Annotated in this window: 18 protein-coding genes and 2 pseudogenes; 13 read left to right on the forward strand and 7 right to left on the reverse strand. The window is 56.3% G+C overall.

The features are described 5' to 3' along the window. Positions 1–145 precede the first annotated feature (145 nt). Positions 146–523 (reverse strand): GFA family protein, encoded by a 378-nt coding sequence (locus FHT76_RS26185; protein WP_183756160.1) that lies wholly within the window; start codon positions 521–523, stop codon positions 146–148. 354 nt (positions 524–877) lie between these two features. Between FHT76_RS26185 and ligD the strand changes: the two genes are divergently transcribed. The 5 genes and pseudogenes from ligD to FHT76_RS41445 form a co-directional block, all read left to right on the forward strand. Continuing rightward, positions 878–3,514 (forward strand): DNA ligase D, encoded by a 2,637-nt coding sequence (gene ligD, locus FHT76_RS26190; RefSeq protein WP_259129552.1) that lies wholly within the window; start codon positions 878–880, stop codon positions 3,512–3,514. A gap of 203 nt (positions 3,515–3,717) precedes the next feature. Continuing rightward, the gene (locus FHT76_RS26195; protein ID WP_259129551.1) at positions 3,718–4,935 is read left to right on the forward strand and encodes an MFS transporter; all 1,218 of its coding nucleotides are present in this window, start codon (positions 3,718–3,720) and stop codon (positions 4,933–4,935) included. Between the two features lie 121 nt (positions 4,936–5,056). Continuing rightward, positions 5,057–5,236, forward strand: coding sequence for a hypothetical protein (locus FHT76_RS26200; protein WP_259129550.1), 180 nt, complete (start codon positions 5,057–5,059; stop codon positions 5,234–5,236). Positions 5,237–5,461: 225 nt separating this feature from the next. After that, on the forward strand, positions 5,462–5,896 hold the full coding sequence (locus FHT76_RS26205; protein ID WP_259129549.1) for a hypothetical protein: 435 nt from the start codon (positions 5,462–5,464) through the stop codon (positions 5,894–5,896). A gap of 95 nt (positions 5,897–5,991) precedes the next feature. After that, a pseudogene (locus FHT76_RS41445) lies at positions 5,992–6,134 on the forward strand (IS630 family transposase); the annotation flags it as partial. A gap of 830 nt (positions 6,135–6,964) precedes the next feature. Here FHT76_RS41445 and FHT76_RS26210 read toward each other — a convergent pair. From FHT76_RS26210 to FHT76_RS26230, 4 genes are all read right to left on the reverse strand, one after another. After that, positions 6,965–7,744, reverse strand: a complete 780-nt coding sequence (locus tag FHT76_RS26210) for a helix-turn-helix domain-containing protein (RefSeq protein WP_259185981.1) — start codon at positions 7,742–7,744, stop codon at positions 6,965–6,967. A gap of 718 nt (positions 7,745–8,462) precedes the next feature. Continuing rightward, on the reverse strand, positions 8,463–8,630 hold the full coding sequence (locus FHT76_RS26215) for a hypothetical protein (protein ID WP_183756166.1): 168 nt from the start codon (positions 8,628–8,630) through the stop codon (positions 8,463–8,465). Between the two features lie 131 nt (positions 8,631–8,761). Further along, positions 8,762–9,259 carry a DUF1269 domain-containing protein gene (locus tag FHT76_RS26220; protein WP_183756167.1) on the reverse strand — a complete coding sequence of 166 codons (498 nt, stop codon included), beginning with the start codon at positions 9,257–9,259 and terminating at the stop codon, positions 8,762–8,764. Between the two features lie 1,997 nt (positions 9,260–11,256). Further along, positions 11,257–11,442: a hypothetical protein gene (locus tag FHT76_RS26230; protein WP_183756169.1), complete on the reverse strand. Its 186-nt coding sequence runs from the start codon at positions 11,440–11,442 to the stop codon at positions 11,257–11,259. 518 nt (positions 11,443–11,960) lie between these two features. Here FHT76_RS26230 and FHT76_RS26235 point away from each other — a divergent pair. From FHT76_RS26235 to FHT76_RS26245, 3 genes are all read left to right on the forward strand, one after another. Next, positions 11,961–12,173, forward strand: a complete 213-nt coding sequence (locus tag FHT76_RS26235) for a hypothetical protein (RefSeq protein ID WP_183864666.1) — start codon at positions 11,961–11,963, stop codon at positions 12,171–12,173. 535 nt (positions 12,174–12,708) lie between these two features. Continuing rightward, positions 12,709–13,140: a universal stress protein gene (locus FHT76_RS26240; protein WP_259129547.1), complete on the forward strand. Its 432-nt coding sequence runs from the start codon at positions 12,709–12,711 to the stop codon at positions 13,138–13,140. Between the two features lie 69 nt (positions 13,141–13,209). Next, positions 13,210–13,563 (forward strand): hypothetical protein, encoded by a 354-nt coding sequence (locus FHT76_RS26245; RefSeq protein WP_259185982.1) that lies wholly within the window; start codon positions 13,210–13,212, stop codon positions 13,561–13,563. 759 nt (positions 13,564–14,322) lie between these two features. Here FHT76_RS26245 and FHT76_RS26250 read toward each other — a convergent pair. Together FHT76_RS26250 and FHT76_RS26255 are read right to left on the reverse strand one after the other, a co-directional pair. Continuing rightward, on the reverse strand, positions 14,323–15,078 hold the full coding sequence (locus FHT76_RS26250; protein ID WP_259185983.1) for a DUF5335 domain-containing protein: 756 nt from the start codon (positions 15,076–15,078) through the stop codon (positions 14,323–14,325). A 275-nt stretch (positions 15,079–15,353) separates the two neighbouring features. Beyond that, a complete protein-coding gene (locus FHT76_RS26255) occupies positions 15,354–15,872 on the reverse strand; it encodes an Hsp20/alpha crystallin family protein (RefSeq protein ID WP_259129626.1) in 519 nt (172 codons plus the stop codon). A 337-nt stretch (positions 15,873–16,209) separates the two neighbouring features. On the opposite strand from FHT76_RS26255, the gene FHT76_RS26260 reads away from it, so the two are divergent. The 5 genes and pseudogenes from FHT76_RS26260 to FHT76_RS26280 all read left to right on the forward strand — a co-directional run bounded on the left by FHT76_RS26260 (position 16,210) and on the right by FHT76_RS26280 (position 17,930). Then, positions 16,210–16,389 carry a hypothetical protein gene (locus tag FHT76_RS26260; RefSeq protein ID WP_259129544.1) on the forward strand — a complete coding sequence of 60 codons (180 nt, stop codon included), beginning with the start codon at positions 16,210–16,212 and terminating at the stop codon, positions 16,387–16,389. 11 nt (positions 16,390–16,400) lie between these two features. Then, a complete protein-coding gene (locus FHT76_RS26265) occupies positions 16,401–16,862 on the forward strand; it encodes a pyridoxamine 5'-phosphate oxidase family protein (protein WP_259129543.1) in 462 nt (153 codons plus the stop codon). 251 nt (positions 16,863–17,113) lie between these two features. Then, positions 17,114–17,356 (forward strand): hypothetical protein, encoded by a 243-nt coding sequence (locus tag FHT76_RS26270; protein ID WP_183756176.1) that lies wholly within the window; start codon positions 17,114–17,116, stop codon positions 17,354–17,356. Beyond that, positions 17,337–17,628: pseudogene (locus tag FHT76_RS26275) on the forward strand (SMC-Scp complex subunit ScpB); the annotation flags it as partial. The gene FHT76_RS26270 and the pseudogene FHT76_RS26275, both read left to right, overlap by 20 nt. 74 nt (positions 17,629–17,702) lie before the next feature. Continuing rightward, entirely contained in the window at positions 17,703–17,930 is a 228-nt protein-coding gene (locus tag FHT76_RS26280) for a helix-turn-helix transcriptional regulator (protein ID WP_310503133.1), read from the forward strand. Positions 17,931–18,197 lie beyond the last annotated feature (267 nt).

An 18,197-nucleotide genomic window follows, 5' to 3' on the forward strand; every position in this document is an offset into this window, starting at 1 on the left:
AGACGCGTCGGCCAGAGGTTGCAGCAGGTTCAAGGGCCCTCCTTCGCGACAGGATTCACGCCCGTGCCGGGCGCAAACTCTATTGGCAGCGGAAGCTGCGTAGCACATCGTCCGTTGAACGTGGGGGCACGGCTGATCCTTTCAATCAGGCGATCTTGTCTTCGGTGTACTGAACGGCGTCATTGATCGGCGAAAGCCAATGCTCTCGCCTTTTGACCCACAGCTCGTATGTCGGCGCCAAAGCCGTGGGGGCGTCTCGTAGCGTTCCAAGTTTTACCTCTGCTTCATTATCATTGTATGAGAACATCCTACTTCCACACGTCGGGCAGAATCTCCGGCCCTCGTGAACCTCCGTTTGCCCAGACGTTGAAAAGGAAGAAGCGGGCCAGACACCAAAGAATGTGAAAGCCGAACCGCTTTCCTGCCGACAGTCCGTACAGTGACAAATTCCTATGCGAGTGGCTTCCCCTTCGAGGCTATAAGTTACGCGTCCGCATCGACATGATCCTGTGATCCGTGTCATTCTTGTCCTCCTGCTTCATCCTCGCCGGCTTGCAGATCCAGGAATGGAATTTCTTTCGCCGGGAGCCAGCTCTCATACAACCTTTGAGGATCCTCACAGTTCCTGCCTGGCCAGGTGAGGTGTTGGGCGCTCCCCGGCACCACGAAACTCCTTGCCGCGGCCAGCGTTTCTCTCACTGACATGATGATCAGGAGACCGTTCGTGGCGAATGACTGGGTGGCAATTTCTCTCAACCATTTCACCTCACGTAAGCGTTCGTACCTGTTGGGTGGAGGTGATTTTGCCCGATCGGCCCCTGAGACCGGCAGCTTTGTGGGATGAGCAACGAATGTCGACGAAAGAAGGGAGGTCATAATGAGCGATACTCTTTCAACCTATCGTGCCAAGCGGGATTTTCACCAAACCGAGGAGCCGAGCGGCAGAGTTCCCGTGAAGGCATCCAATCGTCTCCGTTTTGTAATCCAGAAACACGACGCAACCCGCCTTCACTATGATCTCCGACTGGAGCTTGATGGAGTCTTCAAATCGTGGGCAGTTACGAAGGGTCCGTCTCTGGATCCGCATGACAAGCGGCTGGCGGTCGAAGTCGAAGACCATCCCCTCGACTACGGCGATTTTGAAGGGACGATCCCAAAGGGCCAATATGGCGGAGGCACGGTGATGCTATGGGACCGTGGATTCTGGGAACCGGAGGGAAAGGGTTCCCCTCAGGACGCTCTGAAGAAAGGCGATTTCAAGTTCACACTCCACGGAAAGCGTCTTCACGGCAGCTTTGTTCTGGTGCAAATGCGCGGTGACCGCGACGGCGGGAAGCGGACAAACTGGCTCCTGATCAAACATCACGACGACTATTCGGTCGAGGAGAATGGAGATGCCATTCTTGAGCAGAATGTGACGTCCATTGCGTCCGGTCGGACGATGGATCAGATTGCGGATGGAAAGGGCCGCAAACCAAAACCGTTCATGATGGCGAATGCCGACCTGAAATCCGACGCGGTCTGGGACAGCAAGAATGGGCTTGCCGCGGATGCACGCCGAAAGAAAACCGGCGACGCGGAAAAGGCGCCGGCTGACCTGCCTGACTTCGTAGCGCCTCAGCTCTGTAAAACATTAGCAAGGCCACCGGCAGGCAAGAATTGGCTCCATGAGATCAAGTTCGATGGCTATCGGATTCAGATGCGAGTGGCCGCGGGAACTGTCATGCTCAAGACGCGAAAGGGTCTCGACTGGACGGCCAGATATTCCGAGATTGCCTCGGCGGCGTCTGGACTTCCTGATTGCATCATCGACGGCGAAATCTGTGCGCTTGACGAAAACGGCGCACCGGACTTTGCCGCACTCCAGGCTGCCTTGTCAGAGGGAAATACTGGCAATCTGGTCTACTTTGCTTTTGACCTGCTGTTTGATGGGGAGGAGGATCTGCGCTCGATGCCATTGGTCGGACGCAAGGACCGTCTGCGCACTTTGCTGAGCGTAATTGGAAATGAGCCCCGACTCCGTTTCGTCGAGCATTTCGAAACGGGCGGCGACGCCGTGCTTCGTTCCGCCTGCAAATTGTCCCTCGAAGGAATCGTTTCAAAAAAGGCCGATGCGCCCTATCAGTCTGGTCGAAGCGACGCTTGGGCGAAGTCCAAATGTCGAGCCGGACATGAGGTCGTGATCGGGGGTTACGCCACGACCGGCGGCAGGTTTCGATCCTTGCTGGTCGGTGTCTACCGTGGCGAGCATTTTGTTTACGTTGGAAGGGTTGGCACGGGCTACGGGGCAAAGACTGTCGATGTACTTATGCCAAGGTTGAGGGAGGTCGATACGACCTCTAAATCACCGTTTACGGGGATTGGAGCGCCCAAAAAGGAAACTGGTGTCGTCTGGCTAAAGCCGGACCTTGTGGCCGAGATCGAATTCGCTGGCTGGACATCCGACGGCCTTGTTCGCCAAGCCTCCTTCAAAGGGCTGCGGGAAGACAAACCGGCGAACGAGGTCAAAGCGGAGAGGGCAGCCTCGCCTGAACAGACGGAAACACCTGATCCACAGGTAGGAAAGAAACAGCGGACCGCCGGTCGAAGGGGCGCGAAAGCCGAAGTCATGGGTGTTCTTATTTCTCATCCAGATAAGCCGTTGTGGCCCGATGGCGGGGATGGCCGGCCGGTTACGAAGGAAGACTTGGCGCGATATCATGAATCCGTCGGTGGTTGGCTGATCGATCACATAAAGGGTCGTCCATGTTCGATCATTCGCACACCGGATGGCATTGCCGGAGAGCAGTTTTTTCAACGTCACGCAATGCCGGGAACATCGAACCTGCTTGAGCTCGTGAAAGTATTTGGCGACAAGAAGCCTTACCTCCAGGTCGACCGAATTGAGGGGCTTGCGGCGATCGCGCAGATTGGCGGTGTCGAACTGCACCCATGGAATTGCGAACCTTACCAACCGGAGGTCCCAGGACGTCTCGTATTTGATCTGGATCCCGGCCCGGACCTGCCGTTTCCGGCCGTCGTTGACGCTGCCCGGGAGATGCGCGATCGCCTTGATGAACTCGGGCTTATCAGCTTCTGCAAAACCACTGGCGGAAAAGGCCTGCATGTGGTGACGCCGCTTGCAGTCAATAAACGCAAGCCGCTTTCATGGACCGAGGCCAAAACCTTCGCGCATGACGTCTGTCATCAAATGGCGCGGGACAATCCTGATCTCTACCTGACCAAAATGACGAAAAGCTTGAGGAATGGACGTATTTTTCTCGACTATCTTCGCAATGACCGTATGGCAACGGCTGTTGGGCCATTGTCACCGCGTGCCCGTCCCGGCGCAACCGTATCAATGCCTTTGACCTGGGCACAGGTGAAGGCCGATTTGGATCCTACGCGGTTCACGGTGCGAACGGTGCCCGCCCTCATCAGAAAAAGCTCCGCGTGGAAGGATTATTGCGACAGCCAACGGCCACTTGAAGCTGCCATAAAAAGGCTGGACCGACAAAATAGGCGACCATCTTAGCAACGCAGGCTTTCCGGCTGGCCGATAACGAGCTTAGCGGGTGCTCCTGCCTCAGAGCAACGAACCGATGGACGATGGGCCGGCGTGGTGGTAGCCGCCTGCGTTTGGCTATTGTCTCTGCCGCGACGACCAGTCCCCGTTCTCTGGACTATCAACAGTCTTCGTAGATAGTATGAGCTTTGGTTTCGGACGGAGGTCCTGTCATGACAAGCGATCACCTCCAAGGGCTTCTGGTCGCTGTTATGATCGCTTGCGTTGGCACGTGTTATGGCTTCGGATTGAGCCTGTTTCCGCAGATAATCCCCGACATGCGCAGAAGCCTTGCATTCGACTACGCATTTGTCGGCACGGTTACCGGACTTATCCAACTTGCGTCAGTCGCCTCAGCATTGATCAGCACCTGGCTCGTTCATCGTATCGGTGCCGCCCGAACGGTGGTGGGATCCGTCGGCCTTTGTGGGTTGTCACTGTCGACTGTCCCGCTTGCGGAGAATGTTTATGTCCTCGCCGGTCTGTTGATGATTGCCGGCTCGACTGGAGCGTCAACTTTCGTGCCAATGATCGATCTCGCCTCCCGGGTCGTGAGCATCAGGCGCCGTGGCTTGGCCATGAGCCTGATTTCCAGTGCACCGTCCTATGGGGTACTCGGAAACAGCGCCCTGGTGGCGGCCTTCGCCGGCAGTGACCGTTGGCAAATTGTCTGGTACATAACCGGAGCGATTTCCGTTTTGTTGACCATCACCACATCTATCCTATTCAAGCGAGCGGGGCTTTCAAGTCTCGCTCAAGGCCCGCAAGCCGATGGCTTCGCGGAGAGGCGGCCAAGTCTGCGTGCGATGGTGCCGTGGGTTTTCCTCGTCTTTGTACTGGGATTTATTAACGGCGTCATGCCGTTCCCATATCTCACCTATCTGTCGCCGCTTCTGCGCGAGGAACGAGGTTATACGGTTGGTACTGTCTCATTGCTCTGGGCGACGATCGGTACCGTTGGCATAGCGGCCGGGTTTGTCTTGGGCAGTATAGCGTCGCGATTTGGATCGCGACTGGCGATGCTTGTGTGTTATCTGTGCTTTGTTTTGGCCGGCCTTTTGATGCATATCCAAGCACCGTTGGAGCTCTCCGTCATTTCTGTCGTGTCTTTTTCGCTCGGTTTTTATCCGATCTACGGTCTCCTCCCCGCGTATGTCTCGCATCGCGCCGGACCGCGTATCGCCGTAACAGTCATGGGTATATGTACCGTGCTTCAGGGACTCGGCGGCGCCTCGGGCAACATCTTCGGCGGCCTAATAAAGACTTCTACCCAAAGTTTTGAAGGAATATATCTCGCGGTAGCACTCATCGCTGCTGTCGCCGCCGGGATGACAATGTTGCTGACTAGCGACCAAAAACAGCGCCTCGAGCTGCCTAATAGCAGACCATAGGACACGATGGGAACCATGCCCATCTGGGCGGCGGCATTCGAGCCCGTGGTCGCAGGGTGATGAAATTTAGTTGGTACGAAGAGTTTTGGACCCGGGTTTCGTCTTCTTTGCTCGACGGCGCATGACGCTCTTGGATTTCGTCAGCGCAGGGGATTTTGTAGATGTGCGCGATATTGGTTCTGATCTTGCTTCAAGCGGCTTCGCATTGATTGCAGCAATGCTTGCCTCCAGCGCGGACAAGCTGGAAATGACATTGTCAAATACGCCCATGAGTCCCTCGATGCTCGGGGCCTCGCCATAGTCTCCGCGAGGCTCGTTTAAGCCAAGTCACGCAATTTAGACATAACTAATGCAAATCGACGCCGGGATGTCAATGTCAAGTGAAACCGGCCCGCGGCTTCGATTGGTGATCCGTCGAGAGTGAGGGCGGTTGCACCTGCAGATTTGGCTGAACGCTTCCGTCGCGGCTTGTTTCAATCCAGAACTGCTCCAGTTGTTTGTGATGACGTTCATAACGGAGAAGCAGATGCCACCTCGCAAACGAACTGAGACTTCGCCGCTCGGGCAAGAAAGCGCCAAGATTGGTGAACCCGTGCCAACCGGTATCATCGATACCAACACGGCATCGGTCGGAATTCCGCCCGGTTCAGACTTCGATGCCGAGGAAGAGCTCGGCGCCTTGCGCAAGCAGTTGGAAGGTCTTCGCGAGCAGGTAACTGAGGCCTTGCAGGCGGCAAAGGGAAGCGCACGCCAGGCTGCCAGACAGACGGAAGCAACCGTAAGGCTATACCCCGTGTCAAGTCTCGTCGCTGTCGCTGTCGTAACAGCCGCGCTTTCGTTCGCAATTGGTGGCGCCAGGGTAGTGCCCCAAAGATCCCGATATGAGCGCGCGCTGGATGACATAAGGGAACTCTTTGAGGAGCTTCGTGAACGCCTCTGGAGGCAGCCCGGCCGGACGTGAGCATGACTGCAATGCCTCTCATGGGAAGCGAGCAGCTTCGTCCGGAAATCGCTCGGGCGAGAAGTCCATGGATCGAAAGGCGCAAGCCAGCCATGACGCAGACGTTTATCGCTGGCCTCAGATCGCATTCCATGGTCGCGCCATGGATCGTTAGCAACTCGTCCCAACTCTACCCAAGGGCGACATCGTCATTGCCGACAATGTCCGTTTCCACAAGAGCCAAAAGGCCGAAAAACTTCCAGGATCCGAAAGGCACGTGACTGCCGTAACGGTGTGAGGACCAAAAAAAGGCCCCGCATAGGCGGGGCTGAGGCTGAGTTTGGACACTGGGTGAAAACACGCGCCGATCAGTGAGGCTCGCATTTTCCGGGCCCAACTCCCGGGGGCATGGCAGGTTCCCAATGCTCGACTATTTTTTTAGGCGATTCGCTGGCTCTAAAGCTTGTCGCATTTAACGCACCAATGAATGTCGAGTTATTCCAGACTTGGATTGAAACAAGGCTGACAAAACGCTCCGGTTGGTCGTTGCGAGACACGTCAGGCGAATAGGCCGGTAGGAACAGCAGCCTGGCACCGGTTTGTCGGATGATGTTTGTCGACGTCTCATGGATAAAAGTGAGCGTGCCAAAGCCTTATAGACGGAAGCGATTTCCGCACCCGCGCACGTGTGGAATGAGGCCATAGAAAACTATGGCGACGCTGTCAGGCTCCGCGACAGGCTTCGAGCCGGAAGCGAAGATCAGTCTTTGCTTGTGGAGTATGAGCGACCTTGCGAAGAGCTTGAAGACGAAATGCGTTCTGCGTTGCAGATATTCTGTAAGCGTTGTCTTACATTGTTCGATCATTCCGCTGGGACGAAATCCTTCCTGGATGGTGCGCTAGAAAATGGTGGGAGGCTCGCCGTGCAAGTGGTAAAAGAACAAGTGCGACTTGCGGCCAAAGGCAAGCAAATTGAAGCCGAGCTGAGAACAGCACCGTGCTGGTCCCGGCAAGGGCCTATCGCAGTGTGCTACCATTACCATCGACATCGCGCAGGCTCGATGACTGCGTGATAAGAAGACGCGCGGGCTAACCCTGTAAGCGTCGCAGGAGAACCCCTAACCGTTCCACGGAGGGGCAGTCCGCGAGGTCGGAGCGCACGCGAATGCCACCGCCATCTCGATTCCTCACCTCGCTCGGACTGCAGCCGAAGGTCCGCTTGAACGCCCGGCCGAACTCGGCGCCGTCGCCGAATCCGCGCTCTTCGCCAATCTGAAAAATGAGACGCCGATCGCTTGGATCTGTCAATGCTGCGTAAGCGCTGAGCAGTCGACGATGCTGGATGTAGTGCATGACGCCGCCAAACGGCTCGAACAGGTTGTAGAGGCGCGTTCGCGAAACGCCAAGTTCCTTGCGCACCATCTCGCTGCCGAGTCTCGGGTCGAGCAGCTGGTTGTTAATCAATCGGCGGGCTCGTTCGAGGAGCAAGTTCGCAATGGGGCCCTCAGCCGCCTCCACATGACCAGTGGATGGCGAAACGCAAGCAAGAATCATGGCTCGGGTAGCAGCAGCGAGGCTTGGAAGATCGGCTTGCGCCAGCATGGGCAGGCGGCGAGCGACATCCACCAGATAATCCGAAAACAGGCGTCCCATTCCTGTGGCGAGAGTCGAAAACTCCGCCGAACTAAGCGTCGCCGCAGTCTCAACAGAAAGGTCCCTGGGCACAAAGAGCATCAGCATTTTGCTCTCTTCGGCGACCATGCCCTCAAAAGAGCGGCCGAGAGAATGGATCTGAACCTCACCGAGCCCGCCGCCGAACGCGTATCTCTTCGTTTTAGTGCGAATTTTCCCTTTCAACAGGACGGTCATTGTCCAGTGATCGACGGGATCACGTCGAACACGGCCCGGAAGGCTGGAGAACGCGTGGCTATCCGTGTTGATTTCGGCAAGCACCAGGCTGCCGAGGTCCCATAGCTTTTGCCGGCCGGTGAAGGTTGACGTTCCCGGAGTGATATCAGCGAGATCCAGCATTGGTGCGAAATTGTCATGCCATAGATCAAACTGCTCGCCCCGGCAAAGGCCGGCGGTGGATAAATGATAGGAAGGTAAGGACGATCTTGGGCCGCCCACCAATATTCCGTTCTCCGCTTCGCGATCAAGCATCAGAACGTTCTCGCGAGGCCTGTCGCGCTCCGGGAAAGTGCACTTCATTCGTACTTTCCTCCTTAGCCCATGGAATGGGCGGGGTAACGTCGGAATGATGCAATCGAATGGTTTGTAATCTGCTGGGCATAAAAGACGTCACGCGGTCGTAGGATCCGCATGCTCGGTCTAAAAGACCGCAAGCCGAAAGGTAATGAGTTCTCCCTCCAGCAATCTAGCCTTTCCGACCGGGATTCTCAACCGTCAGATGCAACATCGGCAACTCTCGCCGCTGCAGGGTAGTTGGGCCCATTTCCTACCTTCCGCGCCGGACTTGTTGCCGCTGATCGCGGCGCCATGCATGAGCGCGGCACAACTCCTCGCGCCGTCGGTCATCGCAGATCAAGTTTTGCAGTTGTGCTGTCCCGGCGAGTTCGCATCACGGCTAGGCTGCCTTCGCACGGGCTGCGGCGTCCATCAAAAAACGCCATTCGCCAGTGAGCAGGACCGCGCCGACATTTGCCCGGCGCAGAGCCCGTTGGGAGGCCTGGCAGAGCGCTTCGATCCGAAGCGGCTTCGTCTTCATCAACGAGAGTGTGCCAAGATCAAGCACTGGATGCGCCCAAGTGCGAAACATTGAGGAAACTTGGCGACATCTGGGGCTGCTTGCCGACACCACAAGCCAGAAGAATGCGCCAACTACTTCTCAACGCCGGCTACGCCTCCGTCAAAACATGACGGGCTCTAGCTGGCTGTAGCCGCCCCCTGCAATGCCTCCCGCAAGACATGTTCCTTGGTTTCATCAAGCGAGGTCTTCAAAACGACACCCCCGAAGGCCGATATCTGCTTTAGGACCTTGTCTTCCGTCATCTCCTGGATGAGGACGAACAACGCCGCGTTGCCCGGGTCAAGGTTAGCGGAAAGCTGTTTCATGAAATCGTCATTGATTCCGACATCTGTCAACGCCCCGCCAATAGCACCGGATGCTGCACCGACCGCTACTCCAAGGAGTGGATTGAGGAAGAGCACACCGATCAGAAGGCCCCAGAAGCTACCAGATGCGGCGCCCGCAGCCGTGGTATTGACCAGCTGGCTCAGCTTGACCTTGCCGCCGTCGGTCTTGGTCGCGATGACGGCGTCTCCCATCTTGATGAGATACTCCTTCTGCATTTCTAACAAGCGCTGACGAACTTCCTCTGCCTTGGCTTCGGTCGGATAAACAATCGCAATCAAAGTTGACATCTCTGCGCTCCTCCAGAGTGGTGTACCAAACGAAGATCGAGATTGGCTGGCGCCGTAGCTTAACCGACGGCGCTTCCTTAAGCGCTTTGTCGGACGAGGTTCAGCACAACCCGACGCCGTGGTCGGAACTATAGAGCGGTTCAAGAAACGATGTGATCGGCATAGAATCCCATAATCCTGCTTACAGTCCGGATTTTAAGGCGGCTCTCGTGCGTGCGGTGTTCTTCCGTCTGGTTCGCCGGTGCTGTTCGGGAACTCTGCCCGCCGAAACGCTATTCCGCGGCGGGCGCTGATGTTCGATCGGGTTTTCGGTCGACGTTTCAACCAGGGAGCCGCCACGAGCCTACCAATGAGTGAACGACGACCACCACCAATCACGATGAAATCCGCAACTGGGTGCAAACACGGAGCGGACGACCGTCACGCGTCAACGGAGGAAGAGACGGAGGTTTGCTCGGGACCGGCGATCCCGAGGAAAGTCCCGAGGAGATTTCATGGCGCGATTTCTCTGAGATATTCGACCGACGCAAGCTTGCTTTCCTCGATCAGGATGAGACGGCGGACGGAGAGAAGAGTCGTTTCAACAAATTTTGTCGACAGATGAGGAAAACGGCATGGTCGCCGATTGCTCTCCGCATTGAGCGACCATGCTGCAGCACGATGAACAACAGCCTGACATCGACGGCCGAAGCCGGCACGTCGGCAGGGGAGGGCTGCGCACCGATCAGCGTGAGTCGACGACCTTCTGAATTTTCTTGTGCTTCGTCATTTGGATGAGGTGAGTGACGTAGGCATGCTCTGCATCTGCGAGCGCAGTATCGAGGTCGACGCACCTGCCAGTCAGATTGAGGGTCGTACCATCGGATGCGACAAGACGCCAGGCCCAAGGCCTTCCGGAAGTCCGATTGCGGTCGTCCCGAGCAATTGATCCAACAAAGCGCCCCGCATCCACGATGTGAAAAAGACCCGCATCCGTTGAAGGAAAAAGCTCAAGCCTATCAGGCTTTGTCAGTGTGGCCACGGCACTCATCCCGACTTTAATTAGAAAAATTCCGAACAATTCAGTGACAGCTTTGTTCCTGTCTCCAATAGCGCACTTCCGGAAATTCCGCAGTTTGGATGCCCGCATAGGATTGCCCCAATTATTCCTGCTGAGCACACGGATAAGGCAGGTGCAGATCCGTCCAAATCAAATCATTGGGCGAACGAATGCCTCTGATGGTGCGGACTCGGCGGCAAAAAGTGCATTTGCGTTGAACACGATTACCGGCACGGCGTTATTCCTTTTCACAGCCCCGAGAAAGCTACGCCTTATGATCGGTGTCGAGTTCGGGGCCGAGCATCGAATGGTCTGCGAACGGGTTTTCGCGAATTTGCGGTTATGCCCAGTTGGATCGTGGAGTTTGAGTTGCGGCGATATGAGCATAGTGGCGTCATTTCTTTATCGTGACGGCAAGCCCATCGAAAAACGTTGCGTTGACCGCCGGAATGGATCTACCGCCGAATGCCCTGTGGTTCCTCCTAGAGGCCCGACGCGAGGGGTCGGTGATGGCCTTCGACCGATCATCTGCGGCCTTGCTCGTCGAAATGTCGATGATGCAATGGATCGGTCCTGACAGATTGACCCTGGGTCCCTCCGGGAAGGACCACTATGATTGCATCGTCACGCTTTATCGGCAGCGGTTCTCGGCTGGTGAGTAGATGGGAACCTGAACGGCACGCGGAGGCTCGCGCGATGCTCGGTCGACTGACCGAATCGTTCCTCCCTGAGCCAAAGATTTCGACCGTTCGCTGGCCAAACGCCGTCGGTTGCTGCCGGGAATCAGCGGTCGCTTGCACATCGGATCTTTCAGCGACGAATGGCGAAGAAAGCGAGCACCGAACACACATCTGTCCTGCCACTCTACCGCAGAGGCCCAATAATGTCGGCGTTCGACTCGTCGTTTCCGAGCTTGATGTTGAGTAGCCACTGACTGCCAGAGGCCAGGGCCGTATTCCTATCTTGACCGCATGCGGCGCGTCACATTGTGGACGAGTTCGCTGGTAGAGGCGAACTGGCCAAACAGGGCCAGGAGCTTCGCTTCTTCCTTGTCGTCCAGGCGATGGAGTAAGCAAAACTCAGCGACGCTCCAAACTTTCATTGCTGCGATCGGCTCAGCAGCAGTCGAATCAATGTGTTGCATGGTGGTCCTCCCGACGAAGACGCTACCGAAGCGAATATTAGCTGGCAATCAAATAAATCATTCGACCCAAAATTCTAGTCGGCGACCGTGAACTTTGCCTTCGGCTATGTGCTTGTCCGCCCACGTTGGTTCGATGCGCCTCTGGAAATCGCCCGCCAGCATCACCACGTCTAGGTCTGCGCTAGTCCGCGCGAGTTTGGGCCGGCAACTCACCAAACATCGGTATCACCCGGCGCTGCCCTCTTCCAGCGACGGTGGTGCGCGCGGCGGGTTGAGCCAACACGGGCTCCCCGCTGCGTTTGCTATTTCAGTGCAGCCACACAATCGCCTGGCGCGCGGCTTGCTCCGAGCCGACCGCCACCACACGCATCCGCTGTCCGAAAGGCTTGGGAACCAGGTCAGCGGTCAATCCTGCGTCGCTCCTTTTGGATCTTGTTGGAGGTCGCGGGTTCCTTCGAAGCAAATCGGAGCTTGCGCACCCACATAGCCGCGGCCGATACTCGGGAAAGAACGAGAAATTGCGGCCAGGTACTGTTTGGCGCGCATTTGTCGGCTATTCCGAGATGCTTGGCGACATCGTCCTCAACGAAGCGAGCAAGCTCTTCATACTCGGCTATCAGCGAAACTTGAGTATTGTTACGACGAAGAAGGTCAATGTGGCGGATGAGGAGGCTGTAGTCCTCGCAGAGTTCGCGGATGTCGCTGCGCGCCTTGGGCACCGATCGAAGTGAGGGACACTTCACTTGAAGAAGCAACCACCCGTGTTGGACACTGTTCATGTGAATCTGCCCATATTCCGAGTCAGCCTGGTCGCCACCGAGATACCAGTGATCACCTGACTTGACTGCGTTTTAAGGACTTCGTAAAGGCCCGGACTAAGTGGGTACGATATCGTACATTAGTCCTGCTTGGAGAGCTCGGATGATCCGATTGGCAAGCATGACTTTGCAGCCTCCAAGCCCGTGCAGGACGCTTTCACGGCACGACGTCATTTCGGTTTCGACCAGCATCTTTTGCCTCTCCTGACCCGAACTCTCTGCAAGGAATTCTGCGCCCTACTTTTGCGCGGAAGCACGCCAGTCGATACACTCCTCGTTTCTGCGACACATGCATGGACTGAGATCAAGGGAGTGACGTCTCGCATGCGTGGAGTGGCCGTGAAAGCATCACCCAGGATGACCAACGACGCCAAGCTTCTACCAGATTGATGAGGATCAAGGATCGTTGCCACCGTGTCGTTACTTTGGTGGCGGAAGGATGTGCCTCATGTTTACAAAAACTCTTGTGCCGACGGACGGTTCAAAGCTAGCGGACCAGGCCGCCCAGAACGCGGTGTCCTTTGCCAGAGACGCAAACGCGTCAGTCGTTTTCGTCCACGTGGTCGAGCCTTTTCGGATTTTCACGCTAGACACCGACAAGCTGACCGCGAACCGAGAGGACTATGAACCATCGTCAGATCATCAAGCGGTCACGTTCCTGGCCGCGGCCGAACGGCGGGCACGGGATCAGGGGATAGCAAGCTACACGGTCAAGGAGCGAAGCGATCAGGTGCATGAAGCCATAGTCAAAACGGCCCTGGTCAACGGATGTGACCTGATCGCAATGGGATCGCACGGCCGCGGAGGGGTGGCCGGACTTCTGCTCGGCAGTCTTACGAACAAGGTTCTCTCTCGTCCACAGATCCCCGTACTCGTTTAACACTGACTGAATAGACGCCTAACAGCGAAGGAAGAAGATATGACTCCGAACAACGATCTTGGCTTCTCCATGCGTCCGAACCTTCCGGGCGTTACCGCCGCAGAGAAAATCCTGGGGGCGGGCGTCGATTTTCAGTATCAGGTGCTGAATGCGACCTTCCAGGCGCAGATGGCGGCCATCGATTTTTTCTTTCGACGTTCGCAGCAGCAGGCAAAATTGATTGGCGCCCTAGCTGACAGCGCGGAGTACAACGATGCCCTTGATGTCATCGGCGATTTTGTCCGGGTAGCAAAAATCGATTTCGCGACTGAAGCGAGCGACATTCTCATGATCGCCTCGACCATGACGTCGCAGGCTGCACAAAGCATCCGCGATCAGACTGATGCGACGCTGGATGATATTGCCGCGCGAACGATCGTCTAGCCTGAGTGAAGCGTCCTCGTTTTCCTGTTGCCCTTTGTCGGCGTTTGCTCCGGCTTTAGTCCTGAGCGGCGCTTAGTTGGCTTTGGACCAAGAGCGCTCGCATCGGGATCAATCTGTATTTCACCTGGGCGACCCGCATCGCGATACCAATCAAAAGCGCGCCAGGGATCGGAACCTTGTTGAGGCCCGCGATCCGCCAACCGCAAGGAGAATGCCTGCCTTCAGGATAGGTTCTGAAATGCCGGTTCCCACATATCCACCGACCGGTTCGGCTTCGGCAAGCACAATCGACATTTCGACGCCTTCGGCCAGGGTCGCCGGATCCTCGGGGTTGTTCTCCCTTGCTCGATGACCACCATTCGAAGCCAACGGATCGCCACCTCACCGATCCAGCGACGATAAACATTCAGGACAAGCTTGATCCCGCCTTCGGTGGGCGCGAGCGCCAGATAGGCCAGTACGAGGTACAGGATTGTATTGAGGCCAGTTCCCTGCGTTGGCCATTGCCGATCCGGCGCTGAACCTCGAGGGGCAGAATTCCCACGGCAAAAAGAAGAACGGGCAACAGGACCAAAAACGCCTGGTGGCCACGTCCCATCTTTGATGGAGCCCGAGAGCTTCCGCGGCATCGCGTCAATCTTATCGGATCGCATCTCCCGCTCTTCGAGATGCCCTTGAGAATTGAGCCGCTGGCAATCGTGCGGATTGGGCCGCCTGTTTTACGCATCCCCGGCAGGATGTGAAAAACCGCGCCCACGACTACGCAAATGTCATGAGCTGGTGCCTGGCCCCGATATCAATCACGTCGATCGCGCATACCGTTCCATTTTCGTCGAGTACGGAGATCTTCTGCGGACGGTCGACAACATGGGTCATGCCTTTGACCGAGATTTCGAGAGCATCCTCCTTTGGCTCGTACGTTGCTCCGATTAGCGTTGAAGATCTTATAAGCACCTGATCGCCAAGCGTTTCGCCGATTACTTCAATCTTGATTTCTTTTCCTTCGACCTCTTTATGAAGTTCCGAAAAGTAGGCCGACCAGTCTGACTTCGGAAGCACCCTAACACCCACTCTGTCATCTCCTTTTGATAGCCATCCCGCTGCTGAAAGCAGGGCTTCTGTCGTACGTGATCCATGATTGATCATGACCATTTCACTCCTCCGCTTGGGTTCCGCCTCTGCGAATGCCGGGAAGGCGGAAATGACGATGATGATACTGCCGATGATGACGGCCGCCCAGGTGACTGCGGTCGACTCGTGAAGCGGGAGCATGACCCACGGCAAGATTATGACCCAGCCGCCGAGTGCGAATTCGATCAAGGCCTCCCATCTTTCCGGAAGCACGATGCCGACGACTGCCGTTCCCGTCGTCACTGCGCCCGTGAGGACGAGTGCCCACGCTGTTGCATCGCCAGCCAACGGATCCCCGAAACTTGACGGCAAGACCCACGGGCTCGCGAATATCACGGTTCCGAGTGTCACCATGATCGGATCCCGCCAACCAATCCCGCCCATTTTGCCCTCCGACCGGCGCATTAACCGCACGGTCAGAATAGAACTCCTGATCCGGTCTACATTGCGTTCAATCAAAGTGAGCGGCAATTTTAGAGAAGGAGGTTTCCGGCATCGCGACCGCCGTACAGACCACGTTCGAGGAGCGTGTGTTCCGCGAAAAAAGCCCCGAACTGGGCGGGGCTGAGTAAGGTCCTGAACGTGACCCACGCGATCGCAGTCGTTCGACGCTGCGGCGCGTCTTTCAGACTAGGTTAGGCCGTCAGGTTCCCCGACGTCTATCCCGCTGTAATCTCTATCTTCCGATCATTCTTTTTGGCGTTGGACGTTTTTGGAAGGACCACTTTCAGGACGCCTTTTGCAAAAGACGCGTTCACGGCGTCGACATCGACATAGTCGGGAAGCTGAAACGAGCGCTGAAAGGCGCCATAGTGGCGCTCGGAAACATGATAGGCCTTGTCTTTTTCTTCTGTCTCTTCGCTCTTCTCGCCCCGTATGGTCAATATGCCGTTCGCGAGCTTCACTTCGATGTTCTTTTCATCGAGCCCCGGAACCTCTGCGGTAATTTCAAATGCATCGTTCTTTTCCACCACATCGACAGCAGGCGACATGACCAAGCCATTCTGGGTCCCGAAGCCGCGGGGGAGCATCGGGCGCCGTGCGGCGCGCCAAGACGGTCCGAAATCCTCGAACAGTCGGTCGATTTCCGAACGAAGTGATTCGAAAGGTGGCCAGATCCCGCTCTGAGCTGGCGTCGTGGTTTTCTGTTCGGTCTTCACGGGGAATGTGTCGGGCATGGCCATCTCCTGTTTGTCAAGCAGATCCCGACTGGATCTCGTTGTCTTGCTCGACATTGAGCAATGCTATCAAAGCACGCCAAGCGGCGCGCTGCTTTGATCCCCATCAAACTAGGAGACTGTTGTTTCGGTTATTCCGATATGCCGTCATCCAGCTTTCTGTCGTCGTCGTCTCCTCTCGGGCCGCGTTCACCACTCTTTTCAGCATTCGCATGGAGTGCCAAGTCTCCGATGTTTGATCAAGCGCAATGCATCAAAGGCAAATCCGTCGGATCCTATCTGTCGCGTGCTGAGAACCCGCCGCAATGATCAAATTGTCGCCGCCCAGGAGCAGAGGATGCGTACCGAGCACCGCTACAGATGGTTCCGCTGGATGGTGTTCGAACAGGCCTTGCTGCTGGTCATCGCGGTAATGATTGCAACGATCTTCAGCGTTCTTTTCGACCGGCCGGGCGGCGATCTTACCCGACAGGAGTTTCATCTGCAGCGATCCGCCGAGGATCGCCCTGGAAGATAGGGGTGAAGACAATGACAATGGCAATCAGGACTATGACGCATCATGAATGTGTGGAGATGCTGAATGCCGGGCACTATGGCCACCTGGCATGTTGCAACGAGGGACAGCCTTATATTGTGCCAGTGTACTTCGTTTTCGATGCCAAGGTCGCCTACAGCTTTTCGATGCCGGGGCGCAAGGTCGAGTGGATGCGCGAAAACCCGCGAGTTTGTCTGCAAGTCGAGGAACGGCAATTAAAGGGCAGCTGGAGAAGCGTGATCCTCGACGGCAAATTCCAGGAATTGCCGGACAACGACACCTGGCACGAAGAGAGATTGCACGCCTGGTCGCTGCTCCAGAAGCACAGGGATTGGTGGGAGGTAGGTTCTCTGAAGCCAGATGCCGTCCCGCCATCTCATGCTTCCCCGCATCTTTTTTACGCCATTTACATGAATGACGTCACCGGCCGGGCAGCGACGCAGATCGACTTATAGTTTTTTCAATGATTTCGGCGCGAAGGCATGGCGCCGTGCCGATCCAACACGTCGCCTCCTTGCGGTTTTAGGTCGCACGCAAAATTTCGACGATTGACGTGAACTCCTTGTCTAGACTGCAGAAGTTCGACATTTTGAAACGACAAATGTATGATACCGTATCATATCATTTATTGATTTCTAATATACGCATTGACCTTTGATGTTGGGTCACTACTATCCGCCCTGTTTCTTAGAACCGGGAGGCGGGCATGATTTTCAGACCGATCCTTGACGCAGAAATGGCATTGCTCTCACGTTCCGTTCAGACTTGGTACAAGCATTTTCAAGCGGCACCCGACTTGCGGGCCTCGGAGACACTCTGTGGTGCAGCGATTGACCTTTTCAACCAGGGCCACCGAACGCAGGAAGAGCTGGCTTCCATTCTGATCGAGCGATACCCGGGCCTCGCGGCAACGCTTGTCACGTCCTCGACTGCCATCACGATCCACTAGCCCTCCGGCCGACGAAGGTCCGGGAGGCGAGCGCCTCTATGATCGAGACTGGAAGATCTGCCAGCGGAACTGCGCTGGCGGGAGTGGCTGTTGCGGGTCGAGGCGGTGATCTTTTGCCTCAGCTGAACCGGTCAGTCGGGAGACGCTCGCGCGCGTGATGGGCAAGGAGTGCAGCATCGATCTACCTGATCGATGATCTGCGGGAGGAACTCAGTTCCCGGCCTTACGAGCTGGCGTCGGTGGCCTGTGGCTGGCAACATCGAATGCGGCCGCGGCCAAAGAGTCAAGGTTAGCGAGGCGGCGTATTACTTCGCCCACCGTCGAGTCGTTACGTCGAAAGACGCAGGTGCATCTCCGGTTAAGCGCCCGCGAAGAACAGATCGTTGACTACCTGGTGCGCGGCAGCACCAATCGGGAGATTGCGATCTCGCTCGACATCAGCGAAAAGACGGTGAAGCATTATATGACCGTTCTGATGGGGAAGCTGGATGCTCGAAGCAGGCTCGAAGTCGTTCTGGCCGCTCAGAATTTGGCTATTTCGCACGAGGCTGGTGCGCAGAAGGTTTACAGTTGATAATGTGACGGGCGGTATGAACCGCACCGGGTTTGCCGCTCAATATGAGCAAGACAACGAACAAGTTTTCACCTGTCCGTGAGCGTGCCATCGGTATGGTGCTGCACCGTCATCTGCGGAATGCGTACGGACGAGCTGCTGCATCGTGTCTTTTGCCATACGCCGGGGCCGGATCTGCTTGTAGCCGCAGAACCTTTTTCGACCGAGTACTCATCGAGCCTTTTCTTACCGTCTTGTGCTTGTCGGCGCGGGGGCATCGCATTTCCT

This window comes from Rhizobium sp. BK176, from assembly GCF_024808055.1.